The sequence below is a fragment of the Streptomyces sp. NBC_00433 genome (assembly GCA_036015235.1).
Taxonomy (GTDB): Bacteria; Actinomycetota; Actinomycetes; order Streptomycetales; family Streptomycetaceae; genus Actinacidiphila.
This window is the reverse complement of sequence record CP107926.1, coordinates 2319624-2340544: the sequence shown is the minus strand read 5'-3', so window position 1 is coordinate 2340544 and position 20921 is coordinate 2319624. Positions and strand designations below refer to the sequence as shown.

The 20921-nt window shown below is 69.4% G+C and carries 15 protein-coding genes and 1 pseudogene; 6 read left to right on the top strand and 10 right to left on the bottom strand.

Features of this window, described 5'->3' with window-relative positions:
- Window positions 1–257: 257 nt before the first annotated feature.
- A pseudogene (locus OG900_09560) lies at window positions 258–832 on the bottom strand (methyltransferase, FxLD system).
- Window positions 833–1116: 284 nt separating this feature from the next.
- On the opposite strand from OG900_09560, the gene OG900_09555 reads away from it, so the two are divergent.
- Window positions 1117–2121, top strand: coding sequence for a pentapeptide repeat-containing protein (locus tag OG900_09555; GenBank protein ID WUH90322.1), 1005 nt, complete (start codon window positions 1117–1119; stop codon window positions 2119–2121).
- Here the strand turns inward: OG900_09555 and OG900_09550 are convergent.
- Window positions 2060–2482: a hypothetical protein gene (locus OG900_09550; GenBank protein ID WUH90321.1), complete on the bottom strand. Its 423-nt coding sequence runs from the start codon at window positions 2480–2482 to the stop codon at window positions 2060–2062. The two genes, OG900_09555 and OG900_09550, sit on opposite strands and share 62 nt — an antisense overlap.
- An 844-nt stretch (window positions 2483–3326) precedes the next feature.
- Here OG900_09550 and OG900_09545 point away from each other — a divergent pair.
- Window positions 3327–6110 carry a WD40 repeat domain-containing protein gene (locus OG900_09545; protein WUH90320.1) on the top strand — a complete coding sequence of 928 codons (2784 nt, stop codon included), beginning with the start codon at window positions 3327–3329 and terminating at the stop codon, window positions 6108–6110.
- 215 nt (window positions 6111–6325) lie between these two features.
- Here the strand turns inward: OG900_09545 and OG900_09540 are convergent, their stop codons facing one another.
- The 7 genes from OG900_09540 to OG900_09510 are packed head-to-tail and all read right to left on the bottom strand — an operon-like array spanning window position 6326 to window position 15140.
- Complete coding sequence (locus tag OG900_09540; protein ID WUH90319.1) at window positions 6326–8089, bottom strand: ABC transporter ATP-binding protein/permease; 1764 nt, start codon at window positions 8087–8089, stop codon at window positions 6326–6328.
- A 2-nt stretch (window positions 8090–8091) separates the two neighbouring features.
- Complete coding sequence (locus tag OG900_09535) at window positions 8092–8328, bottom strand: hypothetical protein (protein WUH90318.1); 237 nt, start codon at window positions 8326–8328, stop codon at window positions 8092–8094.
- Window positions 8316–9665, bottom strand: coding sequence for a hypothetical protein (locus OG900_09530; protein ID WUH90317.1), 1350 nt, complete (start codon window positions 9663–9665; stop codon window positions 8316–8318). Before OG900_09530 ends, OG900_09535 begins: the two co-directional genes overlap by 13 nt.
- 4 nt (window positions 9666–9669) lie before the next feature.
- Entirely contained in the window at window positions 9670–11724 is a 2055-nt protein-coding gene (fxlM, locus tag OG900_09525; GenBank protein WUH90316.1) for a methyltransferase, FxLD system, read from the bottom strand.
- Window positions 11725–11773: 49 nt separating this feature from the next.
- Window positions 11774–12853: a lanthionine synthetase C family protein gene (locus OG900_09520; protein ID WUH90315.1), complete on the bottom strand. Its 1080-nt coding sequence runs from the start codon at window positions 12851–12853 to the stop codon at window positions 11774–11776.
- Window positions 12850–14946 carry a lantibiotic dehydratase family protein gene (locus OG900_09515; protein WUH90314.1) on the bottom strand — a complete coding sequence of 699 codons (2097 nt, stop codon included), beginning with the start codon at window positions 14944–14946 and terminating at the stop codon, window positions 12850–12852. The genes OG900_09520 and OG900_09515 overlap by 4 nt, the downstream gene beginning before the upstream one ends.
- 11 nt (window positions 14947–14957) lie before the next feature.
- Complete coding sequence (locus OG900_09510; GenBank protein ID WUH90313.1) at window positions 14958–15140, bottom strand: FxLD family lanthipeptide; 183 nt, start codon at window positions 15138–15140, stop codon at window positions 14958–14960.
- 283 nt (window positions 15141–15423) lie between these two features.
- On the opposite strand from OG900_09510, the gene OG900_09505 reads away from it, so the two are divergent.
- The gene (locus tag OG900_09505; GenBank protein WUH90312.1) at window positions 15424–16692 is read left to right on the top strand and encodes a helix-turn-helix transcriptional regulator; all 1269 of its coding nucleotides are present in this window, start codon (window positions 15424–15426) and stop codon (window positions 16690–16692) included.
- Here the strand turns inward: OG900_09505 and OG900_09500 are convergent.
- Window positions 16678–17277 (bottom strand): HAD-IA family hydrolase, encoded by a 600-nt coding sequence (locus OG900_09500; protein ID WUH90311.1) that lies wholly within the window; start codon window positions 17275–17277, stop codon window positions 16678–16680. The two genes, OG900_09505 and OG900_09500, sit on opposite strands and share 15 nt — an antisense overlap.
- Window positions 17278–17631: 354 nt before the next feature.
- Here OG900_09500 and murC point away from each other — a divergent pair, with 354 nt between their 5' ends.
- The 3 genes from murC to OG900_09485 all read left to right on the top strand — a co-directional run bounded on the left by murC (window position 17632) and on the right by OG900_09485 (window position 20736).
- Window positions 17632–18966 carry a UDP-N-acetylmuramate--L-alanine ligase gene (gene murC / locus OG900_09495; GenBank protein WUH90310.1) on the top strand — a complete coding sequence of 445 codons (1335 nt, stop codon included), beginning with the start codon at window positions 17632–17634 and terminating at the stop codon, window positions 18964–18966.
- Window positions 18967–19003: 37 nt separating this feature from the next.
- Window positions 19004–19255 carry a hypothetical protein gene (locus OG900_09490; protein ID WUH90309.1) on the top strand — a complete coding sequence of 84 codons (252 nt, stop codon included), beginning with the start codon at window positions 19004–19006 and terminating at the stop codon, window positions 19253–19255.
- A gap of 491 nt (window positions 19256–19746) precedes the next feature.
- Window positions 19747–20736 carry a hypothetical protein gene (locus OG900_09485; GenBank protein WUH90308.1) on the top strand — a complete coding sequence of 330 codons (990 nt, stop codon included), beginning with the start codon at window positions 19747–19749 and terminating at the stop codon, window positions 20734–20736.
- The last annotated feature ends 185 nt before the right edge of the window (window positions 20737–20921 follow it).

Here is a 20921-nt window from a genome sequence, read left to right as displayed (position 1 = left end):
GGCTGACATCGTGTACCTCCCAAGTTCCTGCTGACCTGGGATGCATTCTTAGCGTCGAAAGCCCGTTTTTCTATAGGCAAACTTTTACGATGAAAAATCTGCGAGAGGATGCGAGACAGTCAGTGCCACCACTATCAAGGCCGCGCCGCCTATAGCAACCGGATTACCGATGAAGCCAATAGGCTTTGTAATCGGTGCAGTTGACGGCCGGCTCCGTGTGGCCCGGACCCGCGCGCACGCGCAGACCGCCCCTCCGGGGGCATGTGGCCGAGGGAGCCATCGCCGAACAGTGCGGTGACACGTCCGCTGCCGGCTTCTGCGGTGAAGCGGCGGGTGCGGCGGACGATGTAGGGGTCGATGTCGATAGTGACGACTCGCCCGCACCGGGGCCGGTGAGGTGCGCGATCAGCTCAGCGTTGTAGCCGCCCGAGCCGGTCTCGAACACCGTCATGCCCGGTCGCAGGTGAAGGCTTTCAAGCATGTCGGCCTGGAGCCAGGCCGCCGAGACTGAGCTGGTGGCCCGCCCGGCGTCGTCGCGACGGGTGATGACGGCCAGATCGTCGTCGTAGGCGGTGAGCAGGTCCTGCTCCGGTGTGAAGCGGGGCCGGGCACGGTCCGCATGGTGTCCTGGACGGCGGGGATCGGGGCCCAGCCGTCGGCGATCGTGGCGTCCGTCATCTCGTGGCGCAGCCGGACGGCCTCGGCCGGCTCCCCCGGCACGGCCGGGTGGTCGACGGCGTGCGGATAAGCGTGGACGGGCGGCAGGCCGGGGATGATGCCGGGCCAGACGGTGTGCCAGCGCGTTCGCGGCCGGGGTGAACACCGGGCCTACTGGTGAAGAGGCCGTGTTTCTGACCGTGCGCTATTCACTCAGAGCTTTGCCTGTGTCTGAATCCGCCGCCTTGTGGGCGAGGTCGTGGACGGGCGTTTGAAGACGGCTGCCGAGACGCATCCTTCTTCCATTGCGGCGAGCGTTGGCAGGAAGGGTGGGGGATGGCCAGGTCGTCCAGAGGGCAGAGGGTCCTGCCCGGACACCCCCTACGCGAGGAGATACCCCCTGGGCCGCGCCGCGTCGGCCGGTCATGGGCGACGGGCCTCGCCGTAGCCTGCGGCAGTGTGGTGCTGGTCGCCTTCGTCACCGTGGTAGCACCGCGCTACTTGCTGAGCTGGGACGCTCCCTCGACATCCGTCGCAGACCGGGCAAGGGCGGTCAACGACATCCGCACCACGCTGTTGCAGGGCTTAGCGGGCGTAGCCTTGCTGATCGGTGCGTACTTCACCTCGCGGCAGCTGGATGTCAGTCGCCAAGGGCAGATCACCCAGCGCTTCACGGCAGCCGTGGAGCAACTGGGCAGCACCAGCCCGGAAGTACGGATCGGCGCGGTCTTCGCCCTCGAACGCATCGCCTATGACTCGCCGGACGACCGCGGGCCGATCGCGGAGGTGCTGTGCTCATTCGTGAAGCGCAACGGACTTGCAGTTCCCCTCAACGAGCGGCCCGTCCCCCGTGATGAGGCGCACAAAGGCGAACTGGCACGTACCCACGGCGGGGAAGAACCGCTGTCCGTGCGGTCCCCCGACCGGCAGGCGGCGATGGCGGTGCTCGGCCGCCGGGCGCCGACACCGCGCCATCAGGAACTGCCCCTGGACCGGATCGACCTTCGGCGGGCGCGGCTGGCCTTCGCCGACCTGGCCGACGCCGACCTGCACTACTGCGACCTCTCCGACGCGGGCCTGACCGGTGCGGATCTACGACGTGCGGATCTGACCGGCATCTGGCTGGCCGGCGCCGTGCTCATCAACGCCAACCTGCACCAGGCCGACCTGCGGACTGCGGTCTTGTGGCATGCCCGGCTCGATAGGGCGGACTTGAGCGCGACGGACCTGACCGGCGCCGATCTGACGGGTGCGGTGGTCATAGGCGCGCGGTTCGAACTGGCCGATCTGCGCGGCGCTGACCTGACGGGTACCGACCTGGCTATGGCCAGCCTGACAGGCGCGGTGTGCGACGCCACAACGATCTGGCCAGCAGGATTCGACGCCGCAGCGGCTGGCGTCGTCACGGCCCCGGACGACGCGCCACCGCTGCGCCCGCAGTCGTCCCACGACCTGCCCCGGTGAGAGCTGCGAGGTAGCCGGCCCAGCTGTCCTGGGCGAGCGCTGCCCACTGGATCGCGGTATTCCTGTGGACGCCGAAGAGGTCGCTGATGATGATCGGCGGAAGTTCGCCGGCCATGCCGAACAAGGCCGTGTTGCGGGCGGCGATGGTGGGCAGGCCGTGCTTCATGAGTTGTCCCGACAGCGCCTCTGGGCTGCGAGGGCGGCTGGCGGGACGTCCTGGTAACAGGAGTTCGGGGTGTTCGCCGGTGGGAAGCGGCCCCAGGGCGGCGCGCGGATGGCCTGTGGTGATCTGCTGTTGGATGAGACGGGCCAGGGTCGGCGGCAGGTGTACGGGGTTCTTATAGAGGGTGAAGTAGGCCACGCGCTCGTCCTGGTGGAAGGACCTGCAGCCACTCCTCGCGATCATCGGGGTGGGGGCTGTCGAGGAGTTGCCACACTCTGGGCTGCATGCCTGGGCTGTTGCGGCGCACGTACGCCCGCGGCATCAGCACCTCGCGACGTAGCTGCAGTAGCGCTGCGCGTAGCGCCGGATCGTGCAGGACGCCGTCGGCCTCAAGTCGCGCGACCGTCGCCGCGGCGCCGGGATCCTTGGCGCGGGAACACTTCCCGCGCCAGGGGTCACGGGGATCCCCCGGGCGGGCTGCTACCCGGGGGCCGGGTTCATTGCGGCCCGTCACGCAGTTACCCCCTCGGCCTCGCCCAGCCGGGGCCGCGTGTAGGTTCCGCGGTTTCGTGAGCATCGGTTCCTGCAGGAACATCTGAATCCGCCTGACGTGAGCACAGGATTCGTCTGCTGGCTGGGAGCAAAGATGTCTGTCGAGGGCTGCGCAGCAATCACCATCGGTAGTCAGGTTTGAGTGAGCCGTGAGTCCCGCGTTCGGCGCTGGCAGCGATCGGTGGTCCGCTTGCGGTCTGGTCGGTCCTCGGGTCGAACTCATTGTATGGCTGGGAGTTGCGGTTCCTGCTGAACACGCCCGCCCCGAAGGACGGCGCTGAGGCGGGCACCAACCATCTCCCGCAGGCTCCTGGAAGATAGGACGGCGCAGTAGGAGGCTGGGGCTGGTGGAGCCGGTCGCGGGTCTGACGGCACGGGGCCTCGATGTAGGGGCCTGATCAGATATGCCTGGGTTGGTGCGTTCGGTCTTGGGGTGCTGGTGCGCAGGGGTAGCCTCGCGCGACGGTGTTGTGCGGAGCGGGGGGGTTGGATGGCCGGCAGTCGTAATCCCTTGTTAGTGGGGCTATTGGCGGTCGAGGTGGTTGCCGCTGCGGGTGCGTCGCTGGCCGGTAACGTCGCCTCTGGCCAGGACCGGTGGCCTGGTGTGCTTGACCTGCTGCGGCGGTATCCGTGGCCGGCGTTCGGTGGGTTCACCGTGCTGCTGCTCGTGGTGGGCGTCGTGGTCGTGATCTCGGAGAAGGGGGCTGGTGCTGGCCGGGATGATCCGCCGCCGCCGGCGCCTCCGCAGGTGCCGGGGTGGGTGGTCGACCGGAGCGAGGCAGATCAGGTGGTGTCCGCGGTGTGCCGCAGCGGGCGGCGGGCAGTGGGGATCACCAGCACCACAGGCGTGCATGGAGCCGGGGGTTTCGGGAAGACCACACTGGCCAAGATGGTGTCGGCGAACTGGCGGGTGCGGCGCCGCTTCCGTGGCCGCGTTTACCTGATCACGCTGGGCCGGGGCGTACGCAGCCCAGCTGCTATCGCCATGAAGGTGGTGGAAGCCACGCGGTTCATCACCGGAGACGCCGCCACGTTCGGTGATCCGGAGCTGGCCGGTGCCCATCTGGGGCGACTGCTGGACCAGAGACCGCCCGCCCTGCTCATCCTGGATGATATCTGGTTCCCGGAGCAGCTGACACCGTTCCTCGTAGGCGGGCAGCGGTGTGTACGGCTGGTGACCACCAGGATCCCGGAGATCCTTCCCGCCGATGCTGAGCGTGTCCTGGTCGACGAGATGTCCCCGTCGCAGGCGAAGCTCATGCTGACCTGGCAACTGCCTCCATGGCCCGGTGAGATCACCGAGGGGCTGCTGCGCGCGACCGGCCGGTTGCCGCTGCTGCTGCGCCTGGCCCATCGGACGATCGCCGGACAGTTGGACGCTGGCGCCGATCCTGCCGTGGCTGCGGCTGGTGTCCTGGAACGGCTGCGCTCCCGGGGGCCGGCCGCGATCGACCCGGACACCACTGTGGACCTGGACGATTCCGAGCAGCGCAGCACCGCGGTTCGGGCGGCCATCGAAGCCGCCGCCCAACTGCTGCCCGCCGGCGGCTACGAACGCTTCACCGAACTCGGGATCTACGCCGAGGACGAGACAGTCCCCGTCGAACTCGTCGCCGCACTGTGGCAGGCCACCGGCTCCTTGACCCTTGAACAGTCCAGAGCACTGTGCGGGGCCATGGGCAGGGTGTCGTTGCTGTCTCTGGATCCGCAGGACGGCGGGCGGATCCATCTCCACGATGTTATAGGCGACTACCTGCGTGCCCGCCTCAGCGATGACCGGCTACGGGAGTTGAACTCTGTCCTTGTCGACGCCGCGGCAGTCGCCTTACCTGTCGCGCCGCCGCACCCCGGTGCCGACCGCGCAGTAGCGCGGGCGTGGTGGCAGATGTCCGACGGCTACCTCGCCGACCACCTCATCGCCCATCTCCTGGCCGCCGGCCGCCAGGTGCAGGCCGAAGCCGTCGCCACCGACCTGCGCTGGATCCAATGGCGACTTGACCAACGCGGCATCGCCGCGCCCTGGACCGACCTGGATGCTATACCGACCACTACCGCCCGCAGCGCCGCCCGCGCCCTGGCCAGCACCGCTCACCTGCTCGCCCCCACCACCCCCGCACACGCACGCGCCGCAGTCCTCCGTAGCCGCCTGAGTGCTCACGCCTCCTGGTGTGAGCAGGCCGCCTCCTGGCGCCCCGAACACCCGGCGCTCCATAACAGATGGCCACTGCCCGACCTGCCCGATCCCGCGCTACTCCGTACTCTGGCCGGCCACACCGACTCGGTGCTCGGAGTGGCGGTTTCTCGGGACGGGACCTGGCTCGCCACCGCAAGCGCCGACGGCACCGCGCGGATCTGGAAGGTGACCACCGGCCGGACCACGGCCACCCTGACCGGCCACACCGACTCGGTGCTCGGAGTGGCGGTTTCTCGGGACGGGACCTGGCTCGCCACCGCCGGCTACGACTCCACGGTGCGGGTCTGGGACGTAGCCGGCGTCGCCACGGCCATCCTCACCGGCCACACCGGCTCGGTGCGGGCGGTGGCGGTATCCCCGGACGGGACCTGGCTCGCCACCGCCAGCAACGACTCCACGGTGCGGATCTGGGATGTGGCAACCGGCGCCACTAGGGCCATTCTGACCGGCCATCGCGGCTGGGTGTCTGAGGTGGCGGTTTCCCCGGACGGGACCTGGCTCGCCACCGATGACGAGCGTGCGGTGCGGATCTGGGATGCCGCTGCCGGCGCCACTACGGCCACCTTGACCGGCCACACAGGCTTGGTGTCTGCGGTGGCGGTATCCCCGGACGGGACCTGGCTCGCCACCGCCGGCAGCGACGACCTCACGGTGCGGATCTGGGATGTCGCCACCGCCCGCACCACGGCCATCCTGACCGGCCACACCGACTGGGTGCTCGCGGTGGCGGTGTCTCCGGACGGGACCTGGCTCGCCACCGCCGCTGTCGACGACACGGTGCGGATCTGGGACGTGGCAACCGGCCGGACCACGGCCGTCCTCGGCCACACCAGCGCGGTGGGGGCGGTGGCGGTTTCTCGGGACGGGACCTGGCTCGCCACCGCCGCCGCCGACGACACAGTGCGGATCTGGAACGTGGCCACCGGCCACCCTGCGACGATGATGCGCGTCGATCAGCCGCTGACATCGCTCTGCTGGCTGCCTGACGGGACCGGCGTGGCAGTCACAGGGACGGCGGGGGCGTACCTGTTCGCCTTCGACTCCTGCACTGGCCATACGGGATCCGGACGGGCACTGTAGACGGTCGAGCAGTTCCCCACGAGGGTCTCTTCACACCGACGTGTCATCAACCGGATCGACGTCGCCGCCAGTGAGAGCTTCTCGCTGGATCGGATCTGACCCTTGAGCGCCAAACGGAATACTGTATCTACTTAGCGTAGTCAGTGCCCATGGAACCACGAGATTGCCCATCTACTGTCCACCTCACGGCTGCGTTGTCCACCGAGACGCGAAACTTACACCGCGGGCTCGCTCTGGTACGCGGCGGCCTGGAGGGTGAACATCGCCGCGTATTCGCCGCCGGCGGCCATGAGGGAGGTGTGGGTGCCGTCCTCGATGACGTGGCCGTCGCGGAAGACGTAGATGTGGTCGCACTCGATGACGCTGGCCAGCCGGTGGGAGATCAGTACGGTGATGCGGTCCTTGCGGCGGCGCCCGCGCAGGACGGCGGTGTAGACGGCGTGTTCGGCGCGCGGGTCCATGCTGGCGGTCGGCTCGTCCAGCAGGAGCAGCGCGGCGTCCTTGTACAGCCCGCGGGCGACGGCGAACTTCGCCCAGTTGCCGCCCGACAGCTGCTGGCCGTCCTTGAAACGGCGTGACAGCGGGGTGGCCCACTGCCGCGGCAGGTCCGCGATGACCGCGTCCGCGCCGGCGTCCACGGCGGCCTGGTGGGCGCGCTGCGGATCGGCCTCGGTGATGGTGCCCGTGGAGATGGTGATGTTGGCCAGCGCCGACAGCGGCCACTCGACCGGGTCCTGGAGCACCATCGCGACCTGTGCCTGGACGCTCTCGGCGTCGACCTCCATCACGTCGGTGCCGTCCCAGCGGATCGCGCCGGAGGCCGGTTCGTACAGGCCGGCCAGCAGCTTGGACAGCGTCGACTTGCCAGAGCCGTTGGCCCCGACGAACGCCACGGTGGAGCCCGCGTGCAGGCGCATCGACACCCCCTTCAGGGCCGGTTTGGCGGCGTCGGGGTAGGTGAAGGTGACGTTGTCGACGGTGATGGTCCCCACCTGGGAGGCCAGGACACGGCCGGTGCTGCGGGGCATCAGGGTGCGGCACTTGTCGAGGAAGGTCATCAAGTCAGTGACCCACAAGGCGTGTTCGTAGACGACGTGGGTGGCCAGCACGATCCGGGTCAGGGTGGACTGCGCCGCCCGGATCGCCAGCACCGCGCCGCCGCCCGATGCCAGCGGCAGCCAGCCCGCGATCGTCATCCACGCCAGCGCGGCATAGGTCAGCCCGGTGGCGATACCGCCGATCGCGCGGCCCAGCAGGGCGGTTCGGGCCTCGGCCCGGCCCAGACGGGTGTCCTCCTCCTCGATCGCCACGGCGATCCGCTCGTGCTCGGCTAGCAGCGCCGGCTGGGCGGTCGAGGAGCGCAGTTCCGGGGCGGAGGTCTGGTCCAGCAGCAGCCAGGTGAACAACCGCATGCGGCGCTGGAGGGTGCTGTAGCGGACCTGGGACAGGAACCGCAGCCGCGCGGACCGCACGGAGGCCAGACCCTGCGGGATCACCGAGGCGATCAGCAGCGGCAGCAGCAAAGGGTGCAGGAACGTGAGCACCGAGGCGGCGCCAACCAGTGACAGCAGGGCGGAGGCGAGTTCGAGGATCTGGGTGATCGACTCGCGTGCGTAGTACAGCCCGCGATCGTTGGCACGGTAGGAGTCGTCTGACCAATCCGCGTCATCGACCGCCTCCAGCCGTACGTGCGCGGTCAGATGGAGGAACTCGGTCTCCACGATGCGGCGGACCTTGGGCGTCAGCCGCGCCTGGTAGAAGGTGACACCGGTGTCGAGGACCGCGCGCGCCATCAGCAGACCGGCCACCAGGACCAGCGAGGGAACGGCTGCCCGGATGCGGTCCGGCGTGGCACCCTGAGCGAACAGGGCCTGCAGAACGCCGATCGACGCCAGCAGCCCGAACGCCGCCATCGCGGCGGACCCGAGCTGCAGCACGATCACCGCGGCGGTCGCCCGGGCGTCGGCACGCCAGGCCATGATCAGGACCCGCCGGATGATCGCGGCAGCCGGCCGAAGATCGTCCGCAGACTCGCACGGGCCGCGGCCCCGTCCCACGTCGACCAGTACGCGTCCTTCAGCTCCTCTCCCAACTGCTCGCCCTCCGGGGAGGCCGGCGCGGAGGCGGGAGGTAACGGGAGTTCACCGGTGCGCGCCCGCGGCACCTCGGCGGTCTCGTCGGCTGCGCTCGGCGGCACCGGCCCGGTCACCCGCGCCATCCGGTGGCACTCCGAGGGCCTTCGCGGTGCCCGGGGGGACCGGTGCCATAGGGGGTGGAGGTCATGTGCTCCCTTCCGGGCGTGTGCCGCTGAACCGGGTGCCGCTGCCAGCTGCCGGTGGACATCCGCGCAGCGGTCACTTCGTCACCGGCATCCGGATCGCTGGTTGTAGCGGGCGGCGGAGGTGGGTTCATCGGTTCACCCGTGTTCGCCGAAGGACCGGTCGGCGGCGGGGTCCGTCGGAGGAGTCCGGTCAGTGCGGCAGCGCCTGAGTCAGCGGCTCTGGTCAAGGACTTGGTGTGTGCTTCGGTCAGACTTCCGGCGCCGAGCCCGGACGCGGTGAGCACGGCATCGAGTACCTGCCGTTGCTCGCGGGTGATGCGGGAGCACGTGAGGTCGTGGTGGAGGACATCGCGGGCCGCGTAGGCGTCGGCGCTCGCGACGTCCACGACGGCGTCGAGCAGCGCGGTGGTGTACGGGCCGCTCCGGTCACCGGCGAGGTCGATCGCGGTCAGTGCGACTCGGGCCTGGAACGCCGCGGTCGCGGGATCGGCCGGCCGTACCAGCGCAAGCGCTCCCCGCAGCGCACGGTCGAGTTCTGGCTGCAGCACGGGCGGGCCAGCAGGCCAGCAGGACAGCCGCAGGAGGTCGGCGATGGTGTTCTCCCACGGTTCCGCCGGGACGGTGGACTCGATCACGGCGCGGGCCTGCTGTTCCAGACCGCGTTCCAGCAGCGACATGATCATGATCTGGCGGCCGTCGAGGAGGCGGTTGCCGACCCCGCGGTGCGCGGTCATGGCGTGGGCCGCCTCGGTCCAGCGGCCGACCTGGGCGAGGGCTCTGGCGCCGTCGATGAGCATGATCATCCACAGTTCCTCGCAGACTTTCCGGTGATCTGCCTCGGTGCCGGTCAGTGCGGCAAGGTCGACGGTGCGTCCGCGGATCTCGGCACTGCTGCGCTGTTGGGCGGCGCGGTACAGCCTGGTCAGGACGTCGTAGGCTGCTTCCCCGTCGCCTTCGCGGATCAGCAACCGGGCGATGTTGACCACCGGCATGAGCGCCATCACGGCGATGTCCCCGATGAGATACCCGGCGGCGGCGAAGACCTCGTACTGCCTCCAGCACAGCTGGAACGCCAGGTTCGGCATCGCGGTGTCGGAGGCGATCAGCGCGGCGTAGTTGAGGACCGCGCTGGCGCGGGCCACCTGATCGCGGTGGCTCGCGCCGGCGGGTAGGGCCGTCAGGGCGCCGAGTTCGGTGAGGCGCTGCTCCAGGGGTAAGCCGGGTGCTTTGGGCCGGCGTACCAGCGGGATGCGCCCGGCGATCAAGGGGACCATCGGATCAGCTCCTGCGCGGCCAGTCGACGACCAGGCGGCTGTAGGGCTTGTCGATGACGAGGCGCGGATCGGGAGCCGTCAACTGGTCGCGGGCGCCGCCGACGGCCATCCGGAAGGTGGGCTCGGCCGCGGTGTTGCCCCAGCCCTCCTCCCACATGCGGATCTCGTCGGCGACGTGCCCGGCAAGTTCGGTGGCGCGCAATCCGTGGCCGATGACGCCGAGCTCCCAGAACCTGCCCTGCTCGTCTTCGCCTTCGCGCACGGTCAGGTAGGCCAGCGCGTCGCCGTCCAGGGCGGCCATGGCGCCCCACCCGAACTGCGGGAAGAAGCCGGGACGGCTCCCGGGCATGCGGGACAGCCCGTTGGGCAGGACGCACGCCAGGTACAGGTACAGCCACTGCAAGGGGTCGCCCTGGCGGAGCTTCACCCCGGAGTAGACCTTGGTCTGCGGCTGGTCCAGGATGGTGCGCATTCCGTCGCGGTCCACCTCCTGCTCGCTGAAGGTCTCCAGCCGGACGTTGCCCTCGCCGGCGTGCGGGACGCGAGTGTAGACGTCGTCGCAGACGCCCTTGCGCAAGGGGATGAACGTGCACATCTCGCAGGAGACGGTCCTCCATGTGTCGCCATCGCGCTCGAAGGCGAAGCTGCGGCTGATGCTGCCGCGGATCCGCATCGGGATGACCAGGCGTCCGCCAGAGGCGACCTGATCGAGGATCTTCACCGGGATGTCGCCGGCGCCGACGGTGAACTGGATGCGGTCGAACGGGGCGTGGCCGGGCAGGCCGGCGGCGCCGTCACCGAGTACGGCCTCCACGTTCGCGGCGCCGGCCTGCGCGAGGTTCTTCGCGGCGCGGTCGACGAGGTCCTGGTCGACGTCCAGCGTCCAGACATGGCCGGCCGGGGCTACGAGTCGGCCCAGGAGGGCGGCGTTGTAGCCGGTGGCGGCCCCGGCTTCCAGGACGGTGTGCCCGGGTCCGGCGGCGAGCTGCTCCAACTGGGTGGCGACGATGGAGGGCGCCGAGATGCAGGAGATCATCTCGCCCGCCGGGTCGTGCTTGATGGGCACGGCGTCCTCGGCGTACGCGGCCGTCGGGTCGACGCCGGGCAGGAACAGGTGGCGTTCGGTGTCCCGGAAGGCGGCGCTGACGGCCGGGGTGCGCAGGTGCCGGCCGTCAACGAGTCGGGTCACCAGTGCTTCGCGCAGTGCGGCGGGATCGGTCTCGGCGGTCAGGGTGGTCTCCATTGCAGTGAGGGTAGGGGCCGCGGGAGGCGCCCACAGGGTGGACACGTCGGCTGACTTCCATTGGGCGAAGGCGACTTGACGTCCCAGCCAGGCGGCCCCGGCCTGCTGGTCGGCCGGTACCTTGGCACGGTTGAAGGCGAAGACGGCGTGGTGGGCCAGGATGGCGCGCAGCCCGCGCGTCAGCTGCCCGTCGGCCTGCAGCTTCCGCAAGGAGCGCCCGGCGTCCTCGAACGCCGTGACACGGCTCGCCCAGCCGGGCTCGGCGTCCGGGCGCCTTGCGGCGTCGGCGTTCATCAGGCGCCGCATGGCCGTGACCGCATGGTCGAGGGCGGGCCCGGTGAGCGGTTCGACCGGTGGGCGCAGGGAGCCGAGCTTCGCCCAGACATCGCCGGTCTCGAACGCGTCCAGACCGGTGGCCCGGAACATGGCGGACAGCAGCAGGACGCAGCGCTCCCGGGTGCCCGGACTGCCGGTCTGGGCCAGGGCGCCCGGGCTGTCGGCGCAGAACAGGGCGTGGGCGATGTCCATGCCGTCCTCGCCGCCGAACGCCTCGGTCTCCGGCTCGTAAACGCCCCTGGCCCAACTGCCCACCACCTGGTCGGAGACGAGGCGGTCCAGCAGGTCGGCCGCGGGGTGCTCGGTGCGCAGCCGCAGCCCTGCGTCCTTGCGCAGGAAGTGAAACCGCTGGTTCCCCAGTGCGGAGACCAGGGCCCGGGCGGCCTGCGGACTCGGGCCGGAACCGCCGGTGAAGGACACGGTGGCATGCCACCAGCCCTGCTCAAGGCTGAGGGGAAGGTCCTCGTCGTCGGTGTCCATGACCGGGGGCTCCTTGGTGATCGTGGGCTCGGAGTGGTTGTGCGAGGGGTCAGGTGATCAGCAGGGCGCGGGTCCAGCCGGAGGCGTTCGTGCTGCCCAGGGCCAGGTGTGCGCCGGCCCGGCCCTCCATGAATCCGGGTTTGGGCAGCCCGTCCAGGCCGTCCACCAAGCACGCCTGGAGGTCGATAATCATCGGTGTGAACCGGGCAGGGTCGGCGCTGTCGTCGGCGACGGCGCGGGTCACGGTCAGCAGGCCGGCCCAGCCGTGGCACAGGCCGGCATCGGTGATCAGGCCCAGCTGGGCCTGGTCGGTCAGCGCGTGCGCGACGCTGTCCTCCGCGGTGACGCGGGCGACCGGGTCGCCGAGGGCGATAGCGGCCAGTTGCTGGGCGCGGGCGACGCCGAGCCGGCCGTAGCACCAGGACGGACGGGCGGGCGCCGGCCGGGTAGGCCCATGGTCGGCCAGGTGGTCGCGGCTGATCCAGTAGTGGCCGCCGTACCGGTCCAGCCAGCGCGCGATCACCTCGATGGCGTCCAACTGCCCAGGCACCTGCGCGCCCTGCCGGGCGGCGAGGGAAAGCACCGCCAAGGGGCCGGCGATGCCGTGCGCCACCCCGTTGTTGCCGTGGCCACCAGGCATCTCCTCCTCGGCCGGTCCAGTTCCCGTCCACCAGCCCGGCAGATCCCGGCCGTCGATGCGGAACGGCCGGGCCAGACCGACCAGGTAGACAAGCACCTCATGGAGCAGCGGCGAGGCAACGCAGCGCTGCAGGAGCAGGGCCCCCAGTCCGCTCAGGCCCCGGATGAGGTCGAACTCCGCCAGGCGCGGCAGCGCCCCGGACGCCAGCCGCCGGCGGGCCGCCGCCAGCCGGGCGGCCACTATCCGGTCAACAGCGTCCCGCACCCCCTGGTCGGGACGCGCGGCGCAGTTGAGCACGAACTCCAATGCCGGGGCGCCATGGAAGAGCGAGGCGTTGCCGCCGGCGCTGACACCGCCGGCGACCGCCCGCGCCAGGCTGCTGCGCACGGTGTCGAGGTCACCGCGCTCCAGGTGCAGCAGCGCTACACCCAGGCCCTGCTCCGACAGGTCCTGCCTCCTGGGCAGCACCGCATCCGCAATCGCGGTCACGAACGGGCTCCCAGGGGAAGGACGATGCTATGGGCCCGTCCGTCGATCCAACCGCTCGCGTCCACCGGCGGTGCGTCGTGCAGCACCGCGACGCCTGTCACGCTGGAGTCCAGTCGGGCGCGCAGCAGATCCAGATGCATGTCCTGGCGCAGATCGAGCGGAAGCTGCTGGTCGTCCTCGGCCAGCAGCACGCGGTCCGGCACCCGAGCCCGGTCCTTCCAGGCGTGCAGTCGCTCCGCCCACTGGTCCAGGCTCGCGGTGGGGCCGGGCAGCGCGCCTTCTCGCAGCTGCCACCGGGCGGCGGTCAGGACGGAGCGCCGGTAGTGCAGGGCGGGGGTGAAGGGCAGGGTCCAGGCCGCGCCCCAGTCGAACCAGGCCACCGGCGCGGTCGCGGCGCGGCTGATCTCGGCCAGAAACCGGGCCAGGGGCGGGGTGTAGTTGTTCCACACGAAGTTGATCGCGGTCGGCGCGATCACCTCCAAGTGCCTGCCGGTGGCGGCCTCGGCCAGAAACAGGCGCCCGTCCTGTATGCCGACTGCCAGATCGGACGGGAACAGCACCCCGTCGCGGCGGTGCCGGAATTCCCCGACGCTGACCACCCGGGGCAGCACCTGGGGGGCGCGGGTGAGCAGGTCGGCCGGGATACGGCCGGCATGGAACGACAGTTGGGCGAGCTCCGCCCCGGGCTCGACCGTCGGCAGAGCGCCCAAGGCGGCGCCGGCTTCCGGGACCAGGTGCCAGAACCTGCCGGTCATCGAGCCGACCGCACGCGAAACGGTCGACACCCGAAGGCGGAAGTTCCCCAGATCCAGCGCCCGTACCGAGGCCGCCTGCACCTGCGCACACAGCTCCAGGTGGGGCGGTGCGACCACAGGCCCGCCCGCCGCGACCTCCAGCTTCTCGACCATCGCGTCCGACAAGACCACCGACCGGCTGCCTTCGACGGCTGCGGTGCCGGCCAGCTCCAGCAACAGCCGGTCCCGTCGGGTCATCGGTCGCGGCGGCTCGGACACCTCGCCGAACCCCTCGGGAAAGCCCAGCCCACGCCCGGGGTCCGTCACCTCCTCCAACGGCACCAGAACGCCCTCGCCGACCTGGTCGGCGAACCGCTCGGCGTAGCGGCACCACGCCGGAGTGCCCCTTGGGTGCGTGGCGAGGCGCGTCAGGACGGTCACGGCGGTCTCCGCCTCCACCACTACCGCGTGCGGCAGCCGCACCGCGGCGTCCAGCAGCAGATCCGGCGCGCACATGGCGCTCCAGGTATCACGGAGCGCCGACGGAAGCCGGTCGAGGGGATCAACCACGGTGGCCGGCGCGCGCAGCGCAGACCGCAGCAGCCGCACCCGCAGCAACTCAGCCAGCAGCCCGGTGCGCTGGGGTGCGCCCGCGCCCGGGAACTCGGCGGCGAGCTTGTCCACCAGGTCCCCGTACCGGACAGGTGACCGGGCCGCTTCGAGGACCAGCGCAACTGCGGGCGTCAGCACGAGTGAGAACTCCGAGGCGCCCTCGGACGGTACGAACACGCGCCCGCCTGCCGCTCGCGCCAGGCTGTTGACGCAGACCTCGACGCCGGCCATCTGCTCGGCGTCCCCTTCGAAGGCGCTGATCACCGTATCCAGCGCCACCGGTTCGGGCCGGGCAACCACCCGGTGCTCAGGCCCGAAGCGCACCTGCGCCACGTCGCCGAACTCCACCGGTGCGACCCCGGCGAACAGCCCGAACGGCGTGGAGCGGTGCACGCTCCGGATCGCGTACCGGGCCGTGGCCAGTGCGGCCCGGCGGACCCGGCGCAGCTTGATCGGCCTCCCGCCGAGGATTGCTTGGACTTGTCGGTTCAGATCCGGACTCGCGCTGGCCACGGCCTGCCGGAAGGCGTCATCGGCCCATACCGCCGCCAGCCAGGACCGCCAGCGCTCCAGCGGAGCTTCGGGCCCCGGCCATGGTGGCATCGCCGGCCCTGCTACAGCCACGGCGGCGCGCAGCATCGCCGGGCCGACAACCCAATACAGGCTGTGTCGCGAGCGCGTCATCACCAGCACTCCATTCTCGGCAGAAGAACCGGCGCACCGGACTGACCACCGGCCATCCCGCACCCGGATGGGAGTTACGAAGTGACGCAGGCGCTCGGACAGGAACTCCCGCAGGTGTCACCGGTGGTGCACGACAGCATCGTCTCGGTCGCCGGCGTGCCCTCGATGAAGGTGATGTCCAGGCCGAACGGATCAGCGGGATCCGATCCGGTATCGGCGGGCTGCGGCGCTCCGCCGTTCTGGTCGATGGTCGACATGCTCATCTGCTGGGCTCCTGATCCTTGCCGGAGGAATCCTGACGGGACGTGCAGGCGGCGGCATAGCGGCACCAGGCGGACTATCGCCGCCCGGGAGGTCTCCAGGACTGCTCGCCGAAGCCAGGGGCCGACTCGTTAACGCCTAGGTCGGGAAGGCACCCCCTTGCTTTCCGTGCTGAGTCGAGCACACACCGACAGCAACCGGGAGACAATGCCGTAGACCGATCCAGCACCGATCCCACGCCGGGAGGGCGCCCCCATGCCCGATCAACTCCGCGACGATATGCGGCAGGCACGCAGGGCATCCGGCGTGACGTGGGCGAGATTCGCCAGCGAGGCAGGCTTCGGTGAGGCATACCTGCGCAACGTAGAGAACGGCAACAGGTCCGTGACCGCCGGCGTTGCCGCCGCCTACGACAAGGTGCTGCACACCGGAGGCACCTTCGCCGCTGCCCTGCGCGAGAGCGGATCGGCGGCCGTTGCGGATGTCCCCTGGGACCAGCCTGGGAGCATGGTGGTCTTGGGCAGCCTGTTGAAGGGGAGCAGCGTGGACCGCAGGCGGTTCCTGTCAGCCGGCGCAGCGCTGTCGGTCTCCGCGAGCAACTGGTCCGCAGCCCTGGACCTGACCCGGACCACCAAGACGCCGGGCTTTCTCTCAGACGGGCCGCCCCTGCTGGCTCATGTAGAGGACCGTCTCGACTACCTGCGGCACCTCGACGACGAACTCGGCAGCGGCGAGATATACCAACTCGCCCGCAGCGAACTGTCCCTAATCGTCAAGCTCATCACGACAGGTCGACACCGCGGACCAACCGTGGATCGCCTGCACTCGATGGCATCCGAAGCAGCCCGGCAGATGGCCTGGAGCGCCTTCGACCAAGGCCGCCCCGGCGCCGCCCAGCGCGCCTTCGACGGTTCCCTGCGCGCCTCAGCCGACGCCGACGACCCGGTCACCGGCGCCTACACACTCTCGTTCGCCGCGATCCAGTGCTACTCCACCCCCGGCCAGGCGACCAAGGCGATATCGCTCCTGGAAACGGCGAAAGACCAGGTGAAACGAAAGGCGACACCACGCATGCACGCCATGCTGGCCGCCCGCAGCGCCCGCGCACTGTCGAAGACCGGCGCGAAGAAGGACTGCGCCCACCAACTCGACCTCGCCCGAACCGCACTGGACAAAGGCGTCCACGACGACGACCCGAAGACCTTGTACTGGGTGGACTACGGGGAGATCGAGATGATCGCTGGATCGGCAGCCCTGCAGCTCGGAGACCCTGCCGAGGCGGTACGCCGCTTCGAGGCCGGCATGCAGGCGTCCTACCCCGGCGACGAGGCATATCCGCGAAGCTACGCGATCTACCTGGCCCGCGCCGCAGAAGCCCACCTGGAGATGCACGACCTGGACGCCGCGGTCGCCACCGCACGTCACGCGGCCCGGTGCCTCGGCTCGGTGGACTCAGCCCGTTCGACCTCAGAACTCAAAGGTTTGCGCTCGCAGTTGGCCGCGCACACCTCGCACACGGCTGTCCGCGAGTTCCTACAGGTCGGGTAGTCCGAGCATCTCGCGCAGTTGGGCGGCCGCGACGCGCTCGTCCAGGGCCAGTAGCGGGGTGATGCCGAGCCGGTAGGCGGCGGCTAGATTGTCCTCGCTGTCGTCAACGAACAGGCACCGCTCGGCCGGTACACCGAGCTTGCCGAGCACTAGGTGGAAGATGGCCGGGTCGGGCTTGCGCACTCCGTGCTCCGCGGACAGGACCACCTCATCGAACGTGCCGTGCAAGTCGAATCCCGCGTAGGGATCGTAGGGCTCCCGCCCGAGGCTGTTGGACAACACCGCCGTCCTGATCCCGGCAGCGCGTGCCTGCCGGGCGACCTTGAGCAACTGGAAGGCCGGGAAGGCGTCATGGAGATAGCGGGCCATCAGGTCGTCCGGTATGACGCCCATCAGGGCGGCGAAACCTCGGTTCCAGTCGGGCTGGGGGATCTGGCCGAGTTCCAACCGCCGGAACAGCTCCTGCCCTCGCGGATCGGCCCAGGCACGCAAGAAGGTGCCCCGGGCCAGCTTCTCCCGGTCTTCGAATCCTGAGATCACCTCGACCATGTTGTCGGTCAGCACCCCGAAGAAATCGAACACCACTCCGGAGTACCTGGGCTCTGGTGGAGGAACCATCCGCAAAGTCTATGCGGCGCACCGCCGTTGCGGAGTCTCGAGGATGCCGCTCCCTCCGCGTCGAATTGTCGCCGGTGAGCCGCTAGACGCGGTCATGGTCCGCGCCGTAGCCGGCGACTCGATGGCCCTGGGCCGCGAGGCGCCCTTGCCCGCGAGTGCTTCCTGGTCGACGACGCCAAGTCGCCCGCGGAGGCCGTGGGCCGACGGAGCGGCTCCAAGCAGCTCGGTAAGTAGAACGGACAGTTCCATGTACGCCGACGAGTCGAAGCTGGTGGCCGTCACTTCCGCAGCGGCCGAGGCTGCGTCGGTAGACTCTGAGCCGTGCCAGATGCTCGCAAACCACTCGCCGACCGTAGCCTTCACTTCATCGGGATCGGAGGGTGCGGCATGTCCGGGCTGGCCCTTGTGGCCCGCGAGCTGGGAGCGCGTGTCACCGGCAGCGACGCGAAGAAAACGATCTACACCGATTCCCTGGACCGCAACGGCGTCAAGGGGCTGACCATCGGCCACAACACCGCAAATGTTCCGGACGCTCCGGCTGAGGTGGTGTTCTCCGGCGCCATTCGGCCGGAGAACATCGAGCGGGCTGAGGCCCGCCGCAAGGGTCTGGGCGAACTCCACCGCTCCGAACTACTGACCGAGTTCACGGCGCTGCACGAGACGGTCGCGATCGGTGGCGCGCACGGCAAGTCGTCCACGGCGGCGCTCCTCGCACACGTGCTCACCGTCTGCGGCACGGACCCGAGCTACGTGGTCGGCGCGCTGCTGCGTCCGCCCGGTATCCACGCGGCGGCCGGCTCCGGCGGCGCCCTGGTGATCGAGGCGGACGAGTCCGACCGGAGCCTGCTGAACTACCGCGTGCACACCGCGGTCGTCACGAACGTCGATCTCGACCACGTCGGAGATGCTGGCGCCTATCGGGACGTCACGGACGTGGCGAAGGTGCTGGGCGAGTTCGCCACGAACGCTAAGGCGACGGCGGTGGTCTCGGCCCAGGCCGCCGAGCACCTGCGGCCATTCGTGTCGGACATGACGGTGGCGGAGCCGGAATTCATCGACGGCGAGCCGATGCGGTTCCGCCTCCGGGGCGAGGAATACGAGGTCAACCAGCCGGGGGTGCATCAGCTGCACAACGCCGCGCTGGTAGTCGAGGTCGCCCTTGGTCGGGGGTGCACGCCCACGGAGATTCGTGCCGCGCTGCTGGCCTTCCCCGGGCTGGCGCGACGGTTCGAGCTTCGGGGCAAGACCGCAGCTGGTGCGCGGGTCTACGACGACTACGCCCACCACCCGGTCGAGGTGGTCGCAGCTCTGGCTGCCGCCCGTCAGGTCGCGGGTGGCGGACGGGTGCTGGCTGTCTTCCAGCCGCACCTGTTCAGCCGCACCCAGCAGTTCCAGGACGAGTTCCTCGACGCCCTGTCGACGGCGGACCTCGCGTGGGTCGAGCCGGTCTATCCGGCACGGGAGAACCCTGAGGAGTGGGAGCACGTCGCCGAGCACCTTGCCGCCGATGTCACCGGCAGAGCCCCTCAGATGCAGATGTCGCCCGGCCGGGCGGACCTCGCGCAGCGGTTGCGGCGGGAGGCCGCAGACGGCGACGTGGTGATGCTGATCGGTGCTGGCGACGTCAACGCCCTGGCCGAGGACCTGGTGCGCTGAACCCCTTCTGTGTGTCCGCGTCCTGTGGTGCCCACCCGTGGTCGGGGACGTGCTGGAGGGTGTGCAGGTGTGGGACGGCGGCGACGGCTGCGGCCTGGGCGTCGCCTTCAGGACCCCAGCCGAGCAGCACGTTGGCCAGGGCGGCCGGGACGAGGACGCGGCGGTAGGTCTCGCCGCTGTCCGGGTCGGGCCGCGCCTGTCCGAGCTCCAGTCCGGTACCGCGACCTCGCACGCGAAGCCGCAGCCCATCCCACCGTCTCCCACGCCCGCCAGATCCACGAACTCCTGACCACCCGGGGTTAGCGCTCTGCTGACACAACCAAGACGTGCGCTGGCACACCGGGCCGGCCACTACTCGCCGAGCCCGGCCCTGTTGCAGGCGGGTGTGTACCTTTCCGCCCTTACCGTGGGACCTGTAGGTCTACGGTGACGCACATGACAGTTCTGATCGTCGGCGGCAGTGGTTTTCTTGGGGCCGAGCTTATCCGGCAGGCGAGAACGTCAGGGCACACGACGGGGCGACGTACGCGACCGCGCCACGCGACGCCTCGCCAAGCGCGTGGTGCCCACCAGATCTGCGCGACGCAGGACGGCTGGACGCGGTCATGGCCGAGGTGAACCCGCGCTTCGAAGAATTCGGCATGAAGACGCTGTGCTCCACGGCGAAGACATAGCTGGAGGAGGAAAAGCGAGGCAATGTGGTGCTGACACAGGCACAATCTCAACACAGGCACAATCTCAGGTGTCCTGGGCTGTGGCTAAGAGTAGGGAGTGAGTGCGATGGACGTGGAGCACCTGCGCGAGTCCGCGCGAATACAAATGCGGCGATCTCTGGCTGCCTGGCGCCTTGCCGACAACGACATGGCCGTCCTTCACGCTGGCATAGGTTTCGAACACATAGTTAAGGGCGCGCTAGCCGCGCGTCATCCGTCCCTGTTGGTTGATGGACGCGATTTCGCCTCTATGCTCCATGCGGCTGGCTTGGGGCAACATGCCTCAGCCCCCGAAGAGAATGTAAAGACCCTGGGCGCAGCCGAGGCGTATAAGCGACTCCGCACACTCATGCCAATTTCGATAACCGAGCGAGATGTTGAGCTGCTTCTGACTGCGCGGAATGGGGTAGCCCATCTGGGACGGCACGACAGAAGCCAAACGGCGTCAGCTCTCGCTCTCGCCGTCGCAGTTGCAGATGCAGTCTTGGCGGACATCGGCGACGGCGGGATCGACTTTTGGGGGCCCTATGCCGACGGCCGACACGCTCTTGCAAAGATGCAGGAAGAGGCACTGGAGGAGGCTCGCCAGGAAGCTCTCAGAGCAGCTGAATTTCAGAAACAGCTAGAGGGTGGTCCATTCAATTTCTGGCTCCGAGAGATAAAGCCGATATGGCGTCAAGAACAGGAGATAGCGCGCGGAGTCCTATCCGCCAAGATGCGATACGCGGCGAAGCTCTACCGTATCTGCAATCGCGAAAAGCTCAGCGCATCGGAGCTCAAGAAGCGCGCGAAGATGGCAGAAATTCGCGTATGGTCAAAAAGTGACGAATATAGTACCAGCCACGGGCGCTGTGCGGTGTGCGGCTATAAGCTCGGAGTGCTGCGGTCCCGGATCATCCCCGACATGAATTCCGGGTCTACTGAGCTCCTCCCTGAGATGTTCGATTGCCCCATGTGCGGCCTTGAACTCGACGGGATCTTCGAGCTATCCGTCATCGGCACGAATGCGAGCTTTCGACCCACAGGGCGCAATGATCCTCTCAAATCCATTGAGTAAGAGCGCTCCGCCCCGGTGCAGGGGATACGGCGGTCCGTCCCCGAGCGGCTGTGGCCGCGGGCGCGTTCCTCAACGGTCGGCGGGCTCGCCCGAGGTCGGCCCGGACCTGGACATGTTTCTGGAGTGGTGTAGCGAGGAGCTTGAGAGCACATCCAGCGGCAGGGTTAGACGAGACGTCGGGCTGA

What these genes read in the sequence shown, in the direction of transcription:
- OG900_09545 (WUH90320.1), top strand. Translation starts at nt 3,327, where the DNA reads ATGGCCGGCAGTCGTAATCCCTTGTTAGTGGGGCTATTGGCGGTCGAG.
- OG900_09540 (WUH90319.1), bottom strand. Translation starts at nt 8,089, where the DNA reads ATGGCCTGGCGTGCCGACGCCCGGGCGACCGCCGCGGTGATCGTGCTG.
- OG900_09535 (WUH90318.1), bottom strand. Translation starts at nt 8,328, where the DNA reads ATGGCGCGGGTGACCGGGCCGGTGCCGCCGAGCGCAGCCGACGAGACC.
- OG900_09530 (WUH90317.1), bottom strand. Translation starts at nt 9,665, where the DNA reads ATGGTCCCCTTGATCGCCGGGCGCATCCCGCTGGTACGCCGGCCCAAA.
- fxlM (WUH90316.1), bottom strand. Translation starts at nt 11,724, where the DNA reads ATGGACACCGACGACGAGGACCTTCCCCTCAGCCTTGAGCAGGGCTGG.
- OG900_09510 (WUH90313.1), bottom strand. Translation starts at nt 15,140, where the DNA reads ATGTCGACCATCGACCAGAACGGCGGAGCGCCGCAGCCCGCCGATACC.
- OG900_09505 (WUH90312.1), top strand. Translation starts at nt 15,424, where the DNA reads ATGCGGCAGGCACGCAGGGCATCCGGCGTGACGTGGGCGAGATTCGCC.
- OG900_09485 (WUH90308.1), top strand. Translation starts at nt 19,747, where the DNA reads ATGGACGTGGAGCACCTGCGCGAGTCCGCGCGAATACAAATGCGGCGA.